General features: G+C 72.9%; 13 protein-coding genes and 1 pseudogene. 5 read left to right on the top strand and 9 right to left on the bottom strand.

Translation table 11 applies throughout. The features are described from left to right. Positions 1–155: 155 nt before the first annotated feature. Complete coding sequence (hemE, locus tag RCR19_RS09465; RefSeq protein WP_331264741.1) at positions 156–1223, top strand: uroporphyrinogen decarboxylase; 1068 nt, start codon at positions 156–158, stop codon at positions 1221–1223. Between the two features lie 218 nt (positions 1224–1441). Here the strand turns inward: hemE and RCR19_RS09460 are convergent, their stop codons facing one another. Next, positions 1442–2260, bottom strand: coding sequence for a rhomboid family intramembrane serine protease (locus tag RCR19_RS09460; RefSeq protein ID WP_331264740.1), 819 nt, complete (start codon positions 2258–2260; stop codon positions 1442–1444). 127 nt (positions 2261–2387) lie between these two features. Between RCR19_RS09460 and RCR19_RS09455 the strand changes: the two genes are divergently transcribed. Continuing rightward, the gene (locus RCR19_RS09455) at positions 2388–2723 is read left to right on the top strand and encodes a hypothetical protein (protein WP_331264739.1); all 336 of its coding nucleotides are present in this window, start codon (positions 2388–2390) and stop codon (positions 2721–2723) included. A gap of 85 nt (positions 2724–2808) precedes the next feature. Here RCR19_RS09455 and RCR19_RS09450 read toward each other — a convergent pair whose 3' ends face one another. Then, the gene (locus RCR19_RS09450) at positions 2809–4209 is read right to left on the bottom strand and encodes an FAD-dependent oxidoreductase (protein ID WP_331264738.1); all 1401 of its coding nucleotides are present in this window, start codon (positions 4207–4209) and stop codon (positions 2809–2811) included. A gap of 27 nt (positions 4210–4236) precedes the next feature. Then, complete coding sequence (locus RCR19_RS09445) at positions 4237–5253, bottom strand: DUF4349 domain-containing protein (RefSeq protein WP_331264737.1); 1017 nt, start codon at positions 5251–5253, stop codon at positions 4237–4239. A gap of 185 nt (positions 5254–5438) precedes the next feature. On the opposite strand from RCR19_RS09445, the gene hemG reads away from it, so the two are divergent. Both hemG and hemQ read left to right on the top strand, forming a co-directional pair. Continuing rightward, positions 5439–6896 (top strand): protoporphyrinogen oxidase, encoded by a 1458-nt coding sequence (hemG, locus tag RCR19_RS09440; protein WP_331264736.1) that lies wholly within the window; start codon positions 5439–5441, stop codon positions 6894–6896. A gap of 4 nt (positions 6897–6900) precedes the next feature. Continuing rightward, on the top strand, positions 6901–7632 hold the full coding sequence (hemQ, locus tag RCR19_RS09435; protein WP_059132222.1) for a hydrogen peroxide-dependent heme synthase: 732 nt from the start codon (positions 6901–6903) through the stop codon (positions 7630–7632). A gap of 29 nt (positions 7633–7661) precedes the next feature. On the opposite strand, the gene RCR19_RS09430 is transcribed toward hemQ, so the two are convergent. Both RCR19_RS09430 and RCR19_RS09425 read right to left on the bottom strand, forming a co-directional pair. Then, entirely contained in the window at positions 7662–8417 is a 756-nt protein-coding gene (locus tag RCR19_RS09430; protein ID WP_331264735.1) for a DUF4142 domain-containing protein, read from the bottom strand. Between the two features lie 273 nt (positions 8418–8690). Further along, positions 8691–10076 carry a DUF692 domain-containing protein gene (locus RCR19_RS09425; protein ID WP_331264734.1) on the bottom strand — a complete coding sequence of 462 codons (1386 nt, stop codon included), beginning with the start codon at positions 10074–10076 and terminating at the stop codon, positions 8691–8693. Positions 10077–10498: 422 nt separating this feature from the next. Here RCR19_RS09425 and RCR19_RS09420 point away from each other — a divergent pair, with 422 nt between their 5' ends. Further along, positions 10499–11428 (top strand): glycoside hydrolase family 16 protein, encoded by a 930-nt coding sequence (locus RCR19_RS09420; protein ID WP_331264733.1) that lies wholly within the window; start codon positions 10499–10501, stop codon positions 11426–11428. A 142-nt stretch (positions 11429–11570) separates the two neighbouring features. On the opposite strand, the gene RCR19_RS09415 is transcribed toward RCR19_RS09420, so the two are convergent. The 4 genes and pseudogenes from RCR19_RS09415 to thrS form a co-directional block, all read right to left on the bottom strand. Continuing rightward, positions 11571–12338: an aminoacyl-tRNA hydrolase gene (locus RCR19_RS09415; protein WP_331264732.1), complete on the bottom strand. Its 768-nt coding sequence runs from the start codon at positions 12336–12338 to the stop codon at positions 11571–11573. Positions 12339–12411: 73 nt separating this feature from the next. Further along, complete coding sequence (locus RCR19_RS09410) at positions 12412–12588, bottom strand: hypothetical protein (protein WP_331264731.1); 177 nt, start codon at positions 12586–12588, stop codon at positions 12412–12414. Between the two features lie 53 nt (positions 12589–12641). Further along, positions 12642–13493 carry a polysaccharide deacetylase family protein gene (locus RCR19_RS09405; protein ID WP_331264730.1) on the bottom strand — a complete coding sequence of 284 codons (852 nt, stop codon included), beginning with the start codon at positions 13491–13493 and terminating at the stop codon, positions 12642–12644. Positions 13494–14228: 735 nt separating this feature from the next. Further along, positions 14229–15482 (bottom strand): annotated as a pseudogene (gene thrS, locus RCR19_RS09400) (threonine--tRNA ligase). Positions 15483–15621: the final 139 nt, after the last annotated feature.

Genomic DNA, 15621 nt, shown 5'->3' with positions numbered 1-15621 from the left:
GGGAGAGACACCCGTCCCGACGGTGGTTGGCCGGGAACGGCGAGATGTCGTTTCGGTCGGGGCGCGATCCCCCGTCCGGGTGCCGCCCGCGCCGCCCGCCCCATCGCTCTCGCCCCCGGGCCGGATGCCCGGTGGGGCGTGCGAGACTTCTTGACGTGAGTGCCAACGACCGCCCCGTGACGGGCCAGCCGACAGCCGCATACGATTCCGCCTTCCTCAAGGCGTGCAGGCGCGAGCCCGTTCCCCACACACCGGTGTGGTTCATGCGGCAGGCCGGGCGCTCCCTGCCCGAGTACCGCAAGGTGCGCGAGGGCATCCCCATGCTCGAGTCATGCACGCTGCCGGAGCTGGTCACCGAGATCACCTTGCAGCCGGTCCGCCGCCACGGCGTGGACGCGGCCGTCTACTACAGCGACATCGTCGTCCCCCTCAAGGCCATCGGTGTCGAGCTCGACATCAAGCCAGGTGTCGGTCCGGTCGTCGAGCACCCGATCCGCTCCCGGGCCGATCTCGCACAGCTGCGGGACCTCACCCCCGAGGACGTCTCCTACGTCACGGAGGCCGTCGGGCTGCTCACCGCCGAGCTGGGCCCGACCCCGCTGATCGGTTTCGCGGGCGCCCCCTTCACCCTCGCGAGCTACCTCATCGAGGGCGGCCCGTCCCGTACGTACGAGAACACCAAGGCGCTCATCTACGGCGACCCGCAGCTGTGGGCAGACCTGCTGGACCGGCTCGCGGACATCACGGCCGCGTTTCTCAAGGTCCAGATCGAGGCGGGCGCCTCCGCCGTCCAGCTCTTCGACTCCTGGGCGGGCGCCCTCGCCCCCGCCGACTACCGCCGCTCGGTGCAGCCCGCCTCGGCCAAGGTCTTCCGGGCCGTCGAGGGCTACGGCGTCCCGCGCATCCACTTCGGTGTCGGTACCGGCGAGCTGCTCGGTCTGATGGGCGAGGCGGGAGCGGACGTCGTCGGCGTCGACTGGCGTGTCCCGCTCGACGAGGCGGCCCGCCGCGTCGGCCCGGGGAAGGCCCTCCAGGGCAACCTCGACCCGGCGATCCTCTTCGCGCCGAAGGAGGCGGTCGAGGCCAAGACCCGCGAGGTGCTCGAGGCCGCCGCGGGACTCGAGGGGCATGTCTTCAACCTCGGCCACGGCGTCATGCCGTCCACCGACCCCGACAGCCTGACCCGGCTCGTGGAGTACGTCCACACGCAGACGGCCCGCTGACCGTTCTCCCGCCTGCGGCCGCCCGGGTCCATGCGGCCCCGCGCGGCCGGTGACGCGGCCTCGCCCGCCGTTCGGCCCGGTGGGCCGCGGTGCCCACGCGGTCGTCCGGGCCCGGACGACCGCGTGGCCGACGGTGCGTTCCGGCGATCCGAGTCGCCGTCAGCTCGGTGCGGACCGGGGCCCGTTTCCCGGCCGGCGCCGGGTGGGCCCCGCCGGCCTCACCAACCCGGCCGTGCCCGCCTGCCGAACAGCAGGCCCTGTGGTTCGGGCGGTCGCGGGGTGCCCGCGCGCAGGGGCCAGGCGATCACCATGCCGACCAGGAAGCCGACCACGTGTGCCATGTACGCCACGCTGCCCGCGCTGGAGACGCCCTGGCCGGAGGAGTAGGCCGCCTGGAGGACGAACCAGAAGCCCAGCACGATCCAGGCCGGCAGCCGCAGCGGCAAGAAGATCAGGAACGGTACGAGGACCCAGACACGGACCCTCGGATACAGGACCAGATAGGCGCCGAGTACTCCGGCGATCGCCCCGGAGGCGCCGATCAGCGGGTCGCCCGAGTCGGAGTTCGCCAGGGCGAAACCGTAGGCGGCCGCGTAGCCGCACACGAGGTAGAACAGCGTGAAGCGGACATGGCCCAGCCGGTCCTCGATGTTGTTGCCGAAGATCAGCAGGAACAGCATGTTGCCCAGCAGGTGCAGCCAGCTGCCGTGCAGGAACATCGCCGTGAAGACGGACGCCGGCGGTGACTTCTGGTACTCAGGTGTGGCCACCACACAGCCCGGGCCGTGCGGGCCCACACCGACCGCGCCGGTGGGCACGAGCCGAGGCAGCTGATCGTGGATCAGCTCCCGCGGCACCGCGGCGTAGTGATCCAGGAACGCCTGGAGATGGCAGAGCTGCGCCAGATCGCTCTGTCCCGCCACCGAGCCCGCTATCCCGGGGGTGAACAGGAAGACGACGACGTTGGCCGCGATCAGTGCGTACGTCACATAGGGCGTACGGCGCACAGGGTTTACGTCATGGACGGGGATGACCACAAGGAAGTACTGCCCGGGATGGGCCGGGCGAATCAGTGAACGCGGCCGTCCGCCTGTGCGTATGTCTCCTCAACCGGCCGCGGTACGGGGAAGGCGTGTCGCGGGGACGACGTGAGGGACACAGGTGATGAACGACCGAGTTACTCCTCCGATCCACGCTCTGCCCGACGGCGAGGCCGAACTGGCCCTGGTCATCCATCTGCCGTGGGAGGACATCGCCCGGCTCGGCCAGGAGGCGGGCCGGCTCGCCGCCCAGATGCAGCGCCCCGTGACCCTCGACGAGGCCGTCAGCCAGCGGCTGCGTTCCACCAGGGTGGCCGCGCACGCGAAGCCGGGGGGAGTGCAGCCACCGTCGGCCGCCGTCCCCTCCAGTGCCGCCGTTTCGTCGCTGCCTCCCCGTCCGCCCGCCGAGCAGGCCCGGCAGGCCATCGAGAGGATCAACGGTCAGCACGAGACGGCGTAGTCCCCCGCCGCGTGAGCCGTGGGGACCGCCATGCGGGCGGTCCCTGCGGCTCTTCGCGGCCGGGCCGTGATCCGGGCCCGGGGTGTCAGCCGGCGTCCTCGCGCACTGCCGCCGTCGCCTTCCTGGCCGCCACCAGGACCGGGTCCCACACCGGTGAGAAGGGAGGCGCGTATCCCAGGTCAAGGGCCGTCATCTCCTCGACCGTCATACGGGCGGTCAGCGCGACCGCCGCGATGTCGACCCGCTTGGCCGCCCCCTCCCGGCCGACGATCTGGACGCCGAGCAGTCGGCCCGTGCGGCGTTCGGCGAGCATCTTCACCTTCATCGACGCGGCGTTCGGGTAGTAGCCCGCGCGGCTGGTCGACTCGATGGTGACGGTCACGTACTGCAGTCCGGCCCGCCGCGCGTCCTTCTCGCGCAGACCGGTGCGGGCGATCTCCAGATCGCAGACCTTGCTCACGGCCGTGCCGACGACGCCCGGGAAGGTGGCGTAGCCGCCGCCCACGTTGGTGCCGATGACCTGGCCGTGCTTGTTGGCGTGCGTCCCGAGGGCGATGTGCCGCTCCCGTCCGGAGACCAGGTCCATGACCTCGACGCAGTCGCCGCCGGCCCAGATGTTCTCGTGCCCGCGCACCCGCATCGAGAGGTCGGTGAGCAGTCCGCCGTGCTCGCCGAGCGGCAGCCCGGCGGCCCTCGCGAGCCCGGTCTCGGGGCGTACGCCGATGCCCAGGACGACCACGTCCGCCGGGTACTCGGCGGATTCCGTGCCGACGGCGCGGACCCGTCCGTCGTCGCCGGAGAGGATCTTGGTGACCGCGGCGTCGTCGACCATCCTGATGCCGAGGCCCTCCATGGCCTCGTGCACGAGGCGGCCCATGTCCGGGTCGAGCGTGGCCATGGGTTCCTTGCCGCGGTTGACGACGGTGACCTCGTAGCCGCGGTTGACCAGCGCCTCGGCCATCTCCACACCGATGTAGCCGGCGCCGACGACCACCGCGCTGCGCCCCCGCGTGGCGGCCAGCGAATCCAGGAGCGCCTGCCCGTCGTCCAGGGTCTGCACGCCGTGCACCCCCGGCGCGTCGATGCCCGGCAGATCGGGGCGGATCGGCCGGGCCCCGGTCGCGATCACGAGCTTGTCGTACGACGTCCAGGCCTCGGCCCCGGAGTCGACGGCCCGTGTGCGGACGCGCCGGCCCGCCACATCGATCTCCGTGACCTCCGTCCGCATCCGCAGGTCGATGCCCCGCGCCGCGTGCTCCTCGGGCGTGCGGGCGATCAGCTCGTCCCGTGTTGCGACGTCACCGCCCACCCAGTAGGGGATGCCGCACGCCGAGAACGAGGAGAAGTGACCGCGCTCGAACGCCACGATCTCCAGCTCGTCGGGCGTCCGGAGGCGGCGCGCCTGCGACGCGGCGGACATGCCCGCCGCGTCGCCGCCGATCACGACCAGGCGCTCGGGGGAACGGTTCGTAGGGCTCATGGTCATACGAACACGCTACGTGCGCGGGGAATTTCAGTCCTGTTCGCCCGTGCCGGCCTGCCCCGGGGCGGGCTCGGCCGCCGTACGGGCCGTGGGGAACGCGCCCACCGGCGGTGCGGCGGGCGTGGGCGCCGGACGGCGGGGCAGCCGGGGGCGTACCAGGCGCAGCCACATCAGCGCGAGCAACGCGGCGCACACCGCGAAGGGGAGGGCCGCCCCGATCGCCAGGGCGATCCAGCGCAGCAGCGTGACGAACACGTGCCACCCGCCCGCAAGGGCGTCCACGAACCCGGGCCGGTCGTCCTTCGCCGCCTTCGTCACCGGAGTCTCGGACAGCGAGAGCGTGATGGTGGCCAGGCTGGTGCGGTCCTTGAGGGAGGCCTGCCGGGCCAGCAGCGCCTCGAGGTCGGCCTCGCGCGAGCTCAGTTCCCCTTCCAGGGCGACCACGTCGCTGAGCCTGGTCGCCCGGTCCATCAGTTCCCGTACCCGCGCCACGCTGGCGCGTTGCGACCGGATGCGGCTCTCCACGTCGACGACCTGGTCGGTGACGTCCTCGGCCCTGGCGGTGCGGTCGAGCAGCTTGCCCGCGCCCTGGAGCGAGGTGAGGACCTCGTCGTACTTCTCGGTGGGCACCCGGAGGACGAGCCGGGTGCGCTCGTGGCCCCGGGCGTCGCGGCTGGTGTTCTCGTTGCCGACGAACCCGCCCGCGTTCTCGACGGTCGTCCGCGCCCGGTCGAGCGCGTCGGGCACGTCCTTCACCTGCACGGTGAGGGAGGCGGTGCGGATGATGTCGCCCGTGGAGAGCCGGGGCGTGCTGCCGGGGCTCTTCGCGTCGCCGCCCGCGCTGTTGCCGGCGCCCTTCGCACCGGCGCCCGCGGCGCTGTCGGTGACGCCCTCCTGCCGGGCGGGCCCTGCAACGGACTTGGCGTCGCCGTCACTGCTGCTGGTGCCCGAATCGCCGCCGGCGCTGCAGCCCGCGAGCGCGAGTGCGGCGGCGAGCAACGTCGCGGCCAGTACCTGGACCGGCCTTACGGAGCGTGGAGTGCGCATGTGGTCGTACCCCCGAGGGTTGTGGTGACGGATGCCTCTTCGACGCGGGGCCCGTACCGAACGTTGGCCTGATCCGGTCCCGATGCGGTCACGGTCGGGACTCGGCCGGGACACCCGCCCCGGGCCGTTCGGCAGCGACACACACCGCTCCCCGGCCTCCCGGAGCCGTTTGAGAGGCTGGTGGCATGAGCGCAACGCACACCCGCCCGGACGCGGGACACGTCGTCGTCGTCGGAGGCGGGATCGCGGGGCTGGCCGCCGCCCATCGGCTGCTGGACCGGGGGATGCGGGTGACGGTCCTGGAGGCGGCGGACCGGGTCGGCGGCAAACTGCTGCCGGGCGAGATCGCGGGTGTGCGGGTCGACCTCGGTGCCGAGTCCATGCTGGCGCGGCGTCCCGAGGCGGTGTCCCTGGCCCGTGAGGCGGGCCTCGCGGAGCGGCTTCAGGCACCGGCCACCTCGACCGCCTCGATCTGGACGCGCGGCGCCCTGCGGCCGATGCCGAAGGGTCATGTCATGGGCGTCCCCGGTGCCGCCTCCGCGCTGTCCGGACTGCTGTCGGACGAAGGACTGCGCCGCATCGAACAGGACGCCGAACTGCCGCGCACGGAGGTCGGCGACGACGTGGCGGTGGGGGAGTACGTGGCGGCCCGGCTCGGCCGCGAGGTCGTCGACCGCCTGGTGGAACCGCTGCTCGGCGGGGTGTACGCGGGTGACGCGTACCGCATCTCGATGCGCTCGGCCGTCCCGCAGCTCTTCCATGCCGCCAGGGACCATGCCTCGCTGACCGAGGCGGTACGGGACATCCAGGCGAAGGGGGCCGCGGCCGCCCGGACCGGCCCGGTGTTCATGGGCATCGAGGGGGGTGTCGGCCGGCTTCCGCACGCCGTGGCGGAGTCGGTGCGGGCCCGGGGCGGCGAAATCCGCCTGGGGACCGGAGCGGACGGGCTGAACCGCACTCCCGCAGGATGGGAGGTCCTCGTCGACGGCCGCACCGTCGAGGCGGACGCGGTGGTCGTGGCGGCCCCCGCCCGTCAGGCCGCCCGGCTGCTGCGCGGCGTCAGTGGCGGGGCCGCCGCCGAACTGGACGCCGTCGAGTACGCCTCCATGGCGCTCGTCACGCTCGCCTACCGCCGTGCCGACATCGCCCTTCCCGAGGGCAGCGGCTTCCTGGTGCCGCCGGTCGACGGGCGGACGATCAAGGCGTCGACGTTCGCCTCCCGGAAGTGGGGCTGGATCGGGGACGAGGACCCGGACGTCGTCGTGCTGAGGACGTCCGTCGGCCGCTACGCCGAGACGGAGATCCTCCAGCGCGAGGACGCCGATCTGGTGGCCCTCTCGCGGCACGACCTGCGCGAGGCGACCGGGGTGGCCGCCGCGCCGCTTCAGACGCGGGTGACCCGCTGGACCGACGGCCTGCCGCAGTACCCCGTGGGCCATCACGCGCGCGTGGCCCGCATCCGCGAGCACGTGGCGAGGCTGCCGGGACTGGCGGTGTGCGGCGCGGCCTACGACGGGGTCGGCATCCCGGCGTGCATCGCGAGCGCGTACGCCGCCGTCGACCAGCTCGGCGGCGATCTGCGCGGTGTCGAGGAGCTCACCGCCAACCCGGTGCAGAGCCTGCACGGCGGAGCGGGAGAATAGGAACATGAGTGACGACGCACCCACCACCGAGGCCGGCCGGATCCCGAACAAGGGCAAACTGGCCAAGGACCTGAACGAGGTCATCCGCTACACGCTGTGGTCCGTCTTCAAGCTGAAGGACGTGCTTCCCGAGGACCGCGCCGGGTACGCCGACGAGGTCCAGGAGCTGTTCGACCAGCTGGCGGCGAAGGACGTGACCGTCCGAGGCACGTACGACCTGTCGGGCCTGCGCGCCGACGCCGACCTCATGATCTGGTGGCACGCGGAGACCAGCGACCAGCTGCAGGAGGCGTACAACCTCTTCCGCCGCACGCGGTTGGGCCGCGCACTGGAGCCGGTCTGGTCGAACATGGCGCTGCACCGTCCCGCTGAGTTCAACCGCTCGCACATCCCGGCGTTCCTCGCGGACGAGACCCCGCGCAACTACGTCAGCGTCTACCCGTTCGTGCGTTCCTACGACTGGTACCTGCTGCCGGACGAGGACCGTCGCCGTATGCTCGCGGACCACGGCAAGATGGCCCGCGGCTACCCGGACGTGCGGGCCAACACGGTCGCCTCGTTCTCCCTCGGGGACTACGAGTGGGTCCTCGCCTTCGAGGCCGACGAGCTGTACCGCATCGTCGACCTCATGCGTCATCTGCGCGGCTCGGAGGCCCGGATGCACGTGCGCGAGGAGGTCCCGTTCTTCACCGGCCGCCGCAAGTCGGTCGCCGAACTGGTCGAGGGCCTCGCCTGATCGGTCGGACCCGGGTGTCCGGCGCCCCGTCACGGCGGGGGGCTGGACGCCGCCGGCGGCAGTGAGTACGTCGGTGTCACCGGAATCGGAGTGCCGGGGTCGTCCTTGGGTCCCGGGGGAGCGGGGGACGGGGTGAGCGGGGCCGGGCTCGCGGTGGCCGCGTCCTCGGCGAGCGCGTCGAAGTCGACGTGACCCGTGGCCTCGAGGACCTTGATGTGGTCGAGGACGGTGGTGTTCGCGTCGTCGGCGAGGGCACGCACCAGCGAGTTGCGGGTGGTGGCCCGCACCTGCGCGACGACGGCGAAGACCTTGCCGTGGGCCCGGCGCAGGAGGTTGGCGAAGTCGCGGTCGTACTCCTGGCCCTGGGCCGCGTCCAGGGTGGCGAGCCACTGGCGCTGCTGCGCGTTCGGCTGGTTGGGCAGGGCGAGGCCGAGGCGCCCGGCGACGTCGCGGACGCGGGCGTCCAGAAAGGTGTGGCCGGTGACCAGGTGCTCGCCCGCGGTGCGCACCGCCTGGGTGGTGCCCTTCTGTTCGGCCTGCTGTCCGGCGGGCAGTTCCCACAGCCCGGCCAGCCGGACCCTGGTGACGAAGTCCCGGTCCAGCGCGGACAGCGGGCCGTAGGCGGTGGGCACGGTCTGGGCGTTGAGGGTGTCCAGCCCGGTGCCGGAGCGGTCCGCGTAGGACCAGACCGGGAAGACCAGTGCGGCGAGTGTTCCCGCGAGCAAGGTGATGAGAAGCCCGGTGCCGCCGAAGATTCCGCGGCTTCGGACGGGTCTGGATCGCATGGTGCCTCCTGCTTGCGGCACCGCACGCTAGTGCGCTTCGGGTGCGGGTTGGCATATTACTGCGCCGTATCCGCCAACTGCCGTACGCGGGCATTCACTTGGAAAGCGGGCAACCTGGCCGGAATGCGGCATGTGCGCAGGTGTCCTTCTCCGGTGAAACGGGGGCGAACCAACCCCTTCGTCCCCCCTGTGCGCCCTCTGTGTCAACCGCGTCACATCCGCTCGCGACGGCCGCACAGGCCCCGACCGAGGTGCTACGGAGCGCGCTCTCGCTCAGCGCCGCAGCAGCACCCGGCGTGTGGCTCGGGCCAGTTGTGCGGTGGGGCGCCGGGACGGAGGTGTGGGCCCCGAGCGTTCCAGCCACCAGGCATGCAGCCGGCGCCCGGCCCCGATGTCCGCCGGCCGTGCGGTGCGCAGCAGATGCTCGGCGAAGTCGAGGGCGTCGCGCCGGTATCCCCCCGTCATCGGACGGTGGTGGGCGTAGGCCAGGAAGGCGGGCCGGAAGTCCTCACCGAGGATCTTGGGCAGTTCGGGCGCGACCTTCGCCACGACGCCGGCCCGCTTGCCGGCGAGGGCACGCGCCTGCACCCCGAGCCGCACCCGGTCGAACCCTTCGGGCACGGGCGTGCCGGCGACGAGCGCGGAGAGCAGCGCGGCCTCGGCGAGCGCGAGCCGCCCCCGCTCTGCGGTGGTGTCACCGTCGCCGGAACCCCCCGCTGCCGGTGAGGCGGTCGCACCCTCGGCCGGAGCGGCCGCGGCCGTGGTGATGGAGCCGCCCGCCGTGCCCGTCGAGCGCAGTTCTGCCGGGTGTGTCCCCGAGGTCGCGGATGAGTGTTCCGCCTTCCCCACGGTCTGCCGGATCTCGGTCAGTTCCCGCTCGAGCTCGGCCGGTTCGGGGAAGTTCTCGTCGCGCTCGAGCAGGACGCCGGGCGGGGTGGCGCGGGACGCGAGGTCGGCCAGGATGTCGAGGACCGGCTGCGGCACCGGGTGGGCATGGCTGTCGTGCCAGACGCCGTCGCGTTCGTAGCCGCCCGCCACATGGACGTACGCGATGGCCTCGACGGGCAGTTCGTCCAGCGCCCTGGCCGGGTCCTCGCCCCGGTTGACGCGGTTGGTGTGGAGGTTCGCGACATCGATCAGCAGCCCTACCCCGGTGCGGTCGACCAGCTCGTAGAGGAACTGGCCCTCGGTCATCTCCTCGTCGGGCCACGAGATCAGCGCCGCGATGTTCTCCACGGCGAGGGGCACGGGCAGGGCGTCCTGGGCGATGCGGATGTTCTCGCAGAGGACGTCCAGCGCGTCGCGCGTGCGCGGGACCGGGAGCAGATGGCCCGCCTCCAGCATCGGGGAGGCGGTCAGCGGCCCGCCCGCCCTGACGAACGCGATGTGCTCCGTGACCAGCGGCGCCTCCAGCGCCGTGGCCCTCTCGGCGAGGTCGGCCAGCCGGGCCCCGTCGGGGCGTTCCGCGCCACCGAGGCCGAGGGAGACGCCGTGCGGGACGACGGTGACGCCCCGCCGTCGCAGGCGCAGCAACGACTCGGGCAGATGTCCCGGGCACACGTTCTCGGCCACGGTCTCGACCCAGTCGATGCCCGGCATGCGCTCCACGGCGTCGGCGATCTCCGGCCGCCATCCGATGCCCGTTCCCAGTCGTCGCACGGTCCGCTCCTCCACCCTGGTCCACCGGCCGCCGCCCTGCGGTCACGGCCCCACGGCCGTGCCCCCGCGCCCCCGTCGACGCACCACCGCCGCCGGTGTGACGGAGTGATGTCCCCGGCCCGTGGAGCCGAACCCCTGCCGGAGGACGTTCAGAGCAACATTTGAGGTTCGCCCCCGCCCCGGATCGGCTCCCGCGGGACCGATGCGTGGAACCGGTCCGGGGCCCGGCGGTGGGTGCCGGTCCGGCCGATGGCCCTTCACAGGGGGGAGGGCGCTGTCCCGCCGCGCGGTTCGACCCGAACGGCCGAGCCGCCGGGCCCCGCCGCCAGGAAGACCTTGGTGGAGGCCGTACGTCGCCCTGCCCCGTCCACGGGCACGAGGCCGGCGCCGTGCCGGTCGCGGCCGGCAGTGAGGAGCAGAGGATGAGGAGCCGACCCCGCCGCCGGTACCGCCTGCGCGGTGCCGCGGCCCTGGTGACGGCCGTGCTGGAGGCGTCCCTCACCGTGCCGCCGGCGACCGCGGTGCCGCCGTCCGAGGACGCCTGCCACACCACCGCGGACGCCATGCCACGCGGCGACTGCGGCCCCTTCCACCAGGTGTTCGCCGAGGACTTCGACGGTGACGTGGTGCCGCTCGGCTCCTTCAGCGACTGCGACCACGACGCCGACACCCCCAACGCGCACTGCGGCGGCCTCACCGGTTCCTACCGCGCCGACTGGTGGGCCTACCCCCGTGGCTGGTACGACACCGCCCATCCGCGCAACCACTCCAACGGCAACAACCGCGTGCTCGGGGGTGAGTACCGGGCCGACGACACCGTGTGGGTCGGCCCCGCCGCGGACGGCGACGGCCGTATGCACATCCGCATGTACCGTCCGGCGTCCGGGGGCGACCTCCATGTCGCGGCCGTCGTACCGCGCAGGGTGATGCGGCAGACGTACGGGAAGTACAGCGCCCGGGTGCGGGTCGTGAAGGCCGCGCCGGGATACAAGAGCGCCTGGCTCCTCTACGGAGGCGGCTGCGAGATGGACATGTACGAGCAGTCGTGGGTCGACACCGTCCACTTCTTCCACCACCCGTGCGACGGACGCGCACAGGGCGTGGCCGACTCCGGCCGGCCCTTCACCGAGTGGCACACGGTCGGCCTGGAGTGGACACCCGGGCTCGCCCGCTACTACCTGGACGGCAGGCTCTTGCTCAGCGACAGCAGGGGTGTCGCGGCGCGGCCGCTGAGCTGGATCCTGCAGAACGAGAGCGCCCTGTACGGGGCGTACGCGGCGCCGGGTTCATGGGCGCAGATGGACATCACGTGGGTGAGCGCCTACACGTACACCGGGGGCAGACCGGGCTGACGGCCGGCCCCGGTCTCCGGACCACCCCTTCGGGCGTCGGGAAACCGGTGGCGATCCTCGCCGTCGGCCGACCGAGCTCCGGCCGACGGTCGGCGCCCGGTCGAGGTCCCGGGCCCGTCGACCGACCGGGTTTCCGTACCGATCAGCCGTGGCGCAGTGCCGGATGGTCCGCCACCACCGTGCAGCTGCCCGGGGCGATCTCCGTGAAGCCGGCATCCTTCACCAACGGCAGTCCGGACGAGGTGAGTTCGGCCCAGTGGGATGGGTCCGCGGTACGGACGGCCAGCGGGAAGCCCGCGTCGCGCCACGCTGCGCGCTCCTCGTCGGGCAGCGCCCACCAGGCGAGCTGGGCTCCGTGCCCCGCCTGGGCCATCGCCTTGCCCGCCGACATCTCCAGGCCGGGGTTGAGCCACAGCACGGGAGCCGTGGCGTCGGCCTCGACCGGCGGCTCCGCGTCGTCGAGGTCCGTGCCGGAGACCTGGAGCCGGGCGAGATCCTTGGGCCAGCCGTCCAGCGGGACGGGCGGGAAGACACGGACCTCGGCCGACTTGCCCGTGACCGTGATGCCCGGCAGCGCCTCGGCCCGGCGCCACTCCGCGCCGCGCGCCCGCCGTACCACCTTGCGGATCCGCGCGTCCTGCCAGTCCCGGATCACCCGGGCCCATGCGCCCTCGCCCTGCGACCGTTCGTCGCTGAGGATCACGAGCACGGCCCGCGCCGCGGTCTCCAGCGCGTCCGTACGCGCCGGGGGAACGGCACGCTCGACGCGTACGACGAGCGGCAGCACGAACTGCGGGACCTCGTCGCGCGGGGTGCGCTCGGAGCGGAAGGGGCTGTCCTGGCCGGCGCGGCCGGTCCGGTCGTCGTGCGGGGATTCCGGCGACGCCGAGGGGGTCTGGTCACTGCTCACGACGTCAAGTCTGCCAGGCGGATGATCCGGTCATTCCGGAGGAGAGCGGCGGCCACCGAAGTGCCCCGCGCGGTCATCCGGAGCAGGCCGTGCGCTGCGCCTCCTGCCACTCGCAGACCGGACAGAGCGTGATCCCCTTGTACGACTCCGGGTACTCCGTGGGCTCCCGGCACAGCACGCAGTCGGCGAACGGCGGCCCGCCCGCTCCGGGCACCGGTGCGGGTGCCTCCGTGTCGCAGTAGTCGCTCATACGGCAAGCCTAGGGCCCGAGCCGAGGCCCGGGCCCCATCGTGGCGCGGGCCCCTATCTCCGCACGCCGGACATCCGGATCAGCTCGGAGACCTTGACGAACCGGTAGCCGCGTCCACGCAGCTCGGGCACCACGGCCCTGACCACCTGTTCGCTCTGCGCCGCCGATCCGCCCGTGCCGTGCAGGGCGACGACGGAACCCGGCCGTACCCCGTCCACCACCTGCCGCACGGCCGAGGCGGCGTCCGTCGCGGGTGCGTCCCCGGCCGTCACGTCCCATTGGACCGCCGTGACACCGAGCGAACCGATGGCGCGCAGCGCCAGGGTGTCGTGACAGCCGCCGGGGAAGCGGAAGTACGGCATCGGACGGGGCACGCCCGCGGTGCGGATCGCCGTGAAGGTGCGCTCCACGTCCGAGCGCATCGTCTTCGCCGGCAGGACGGGCAGCCCCTCGCAGTCGCCGGCGGAGGAGGACTCGCCGTAGGAGCGGCCTGCCACCTCGAAGAGCGGGTCCCGGCCGATCGCCCGCGCCTCCTGGTGGTTCTCGTCGGCCCATCGGCCGGTCATGAACACGGTCGCCGGCACCTTCAGGTCCCGCAGCGCCCCGACCAGCCGCGGAAGGCCGATGCGGCCACCCGCCGCCGCGGTCCGTGGTCCCGCATCCGCGTCCTGGTCCGCGTCGAAGGTGAGGGCGAGGACCCTCTCCCGCGTGGTGGCCTTCGTGAAGACCGGCGTCAGCCCCTCGGGCGCCGGGGCGAGCGTGACCGGCCGTGCCGCCGACGAGGGTGGTGCCGGGAGCGGAGCCGAGTGCGGCGCGGGGCGCAGAGATGTGCCGGGGCCTCCGCAGGCGGCCAGCGCCGCACCGATGACGCACAGAGCGGCGATACGCCGGACGAGAAGGATCACCGTACGAACGTAGAGGCACACATCATCGGAAAAGCCGACCTTGCGTGTGTGCCGGGCCGCGACGGAAACGAATCCACCCGCCCGGCTGTGGCGATCCGTCGGCCACGGACCGGGCGCGCCGTTCCTCACGGGTCGGTTCCACGTCGACGGCGGGTGTCCGCGGCGGCGCATCCGACACGCTTGTCGAATCGCCGGACGAAGGCCGGTTTTCGCGGACGATGTGCGGCATTGGCGTGGCATCACCGGTGTCGTCGAACCGCGCTCGGCCTTCCCGCCGCCCGGCCGGTGGTGTGGTCGGGCGGACGTGGTCGTTCGGGGTTTCGGGGCCGGCCGGTCCTGGTCGTGGGGGCGCCGGTGTGGCCGACGGGCGGTCGGTGTTCCGCCGTGACGTCGGCTTCGGCGATCGACGGGCGGCTTTTGTCGACGGACGGCCGATGATCGCGGTGGTTCCGCGGTGTTGCCGACGGATGGTCGGCCTTCCTCGTGGGCGGTTGGCGTTGCGGGGGCGGCCGCCCGGTCCGGTTCGACCAGGGGTCGGCCTTTCCGTTGGGGCGTCGGCTTCGGCGAAGAGTGGGCGTCTTTGCCGACAAGCGGTCGATCTTCGCAGCGGGCCTGCGCCCATGTCGACGGCTGGTCGGCCAGCCCGGCGGATGGTTGCCGTTGTCGGGGGCGGCCACGGGCCACGACGAAGGGTGGCGCTCCGGGGTGCCACCCCCGCGTCGTGGCCCGCCCGTGTCACGCGTCCCAGAGGCCGACGGATCGGCGGGCGACGAGCCCGCCGACACGGTGCAGTACTCCCTCGGCGGGCTGCGCCTCCAGGCGCCGGCCGTCCCGCAGGCGCAGCGAGACATGATCGACCGCGGCCTCCCGGGCTCCGATGACCGCTTAGTAGGGCACCAGGCGTGCCGCCCGGACGCGCGCGCCGAGGGTGCCCTCCTCGGAGGTGGCCGACCGGGCCCGCAGCCCTCGCTCCAGACACCGCTCCACCAGCCGTGCGGCATCCTCGGACTCGGTGTCGGAGACGGGCAGGACGACGATCTGGACCGGGGCGAGCCAGGCGGGGAAGGCGCCGGCGTGCACCTCGAGAAGATGGGCGACGGCACGTTCCAGGCTGCCGATGACGCTGCGGTGGACCATCACCGGGCGGTGACGGGCGCCGTCGGGGCCGGTGTAGCGCAGATCGAAGCGCTCCGGCTGATGGAGGTCGATCTGCACGGTGGAGAGGGTGGTCTCCCGACCCGCCGGATCGGCGATCTGGACGTCGATCTTGGGGCCGTAGAACGCGGCCTCGCCCTCCACCGCCTCGTAGGCGATACCGGCACGGTCCAGGACCTCGCGCAGCATCGCCGATGCCCGGCGCCACAGGTCCGGATCCGCGACGTATTTGCCACCGGGGCCCGGCAGCGACAGCCGGTGCCGGGCCGGGCGGATGCCGAGCGCCGCATGGGCCTCGCCGATCATGCGCAGCGCCGCTTCCGCTTCCTCGAGCACCTGGTCCAGGGTGCAGAAGACATGCGCGTCGTTCAGCTGGATGGCCCGGACCCGGGTCAGTCCGCCGAGCACCCCGGACAGCTCGGAGCGGTACATGCCGCCCAACTCCGCGATCCGCAGGGGAAGCTCCCGATAGCTGTGCGGGCGGGAGCGGTAGATGAGGGCGTGGTGGGGACACAGGCTCGGGCGCAGCACGACCTGTTCGCCGCCCAGATCCATGGGCGGGAACATGTCGTCGCTGTAGTGCGCCCAGTGCCCGGAGATCTCGTACAGCTCCCGCTTGCCGAGGACCGGCGAGTACACGTGCCGATACCCCGCACGGCGTTCCAGGTCGCGCACGTACTCCTCGAGGGTGTGCCGTACGACGGCGCCGTCGGGCAGCCAGTACGGCAGGCCGGCGCCAGCCAGCGGGTCGGTGTCGAACAGATCGAGTTCACGGCCGAGGCGGCGGTGGTCGTGCATCGTGGTCTCCTCTCGTCGGGGGCGAGGGGGCCACACACGGCGAAGCCCCGGGGCACTCGCCCCGGGGCTTCGACCTTCGGTCGTCTGTCAGCGCGCCGGGACACTCTCCGGCGTCGTCGTGGACACATGGGCGCGCTGCATGTCGCAGAACCTCGCAGGCGGCGTGCAGGGGCGC

Source organism: Streptomyces sp. WAC07094, assembly GCF_036320405.1.
Taxonomy (GTDB): domain Bacteria; phylum Actinomycetota; class Actinomycetes; order Streptomycetales; family Streptomycetaceae; genus Streptomyces; species Streptomyces lannensis.
Note: the sequence above shows the minus strand (reverse complement) of the source record. Positions and strands in the feature narration are given on the sequence as shown.

What these genes read in the sequence shown, in the direction of transcription:
- hemQ (WP_059132222.1), top strand. Translation starts at nt 6,901, where the DNA reads ATGAGTGACGACGCACCCACCACCGAGGCCGGCCGGATCCCGAACAAG.
- RCR19_RS09445 (WP_331264737.1), bottom strand. Translation starts at nt 5,253, where the DNA reads ATGCGCACTCCACGCTCCGTAAGGCCGGTCCAGGTACTGGCCGCGACG.
- hemG (WP_331264736.1), top strand. Translation starts at nt 5,439, where the DNA reads ATGAGCGCAACGCACACCCGCCCGGACGCGGGACACGTCGTCGTCGTC.
- RCR19_RS09455 (WP_331264739.1), top strand. Translation starts at nt 2,388, where the DNA reads ATGAACGACCGAGTTACTCCTCCGATCCACGCTCTGCCCGACGGCGAG.
- RCR19_RS09450 (WP_331264738.1), bottom strand. Translation starts at nt 4,209, where the DNA reads ATGACCATGAGCCCTACGAACCGTTCCCCCGAGCGCCTGGTCGTGATC.
- RCR19_RS09420 (WP_331264733.1), top strand. Translation starts at nt 10,499, where the DNA reads ATGAGGAGCCGACCCCGCCGCCGGTACCGCCTGCGCGGTGCCGCGGCC.
- RCR19_RS09430 (WP_331264735.1), bottom strand. Translation starts at nt 8,417, where the DNA reads ATGCGATCCAGACCCGTCCGAAGCCGCGGAATCTTCGGCGGCACCGGG.
- RCR19_RS09410 (WP_331264731.1), bottom strand. Translation starts at nt 12,588, where the DNA reads ATGAGCGACTACTGCGACACGGAGGCACCCGCACCGGTGCCCGGAGCG.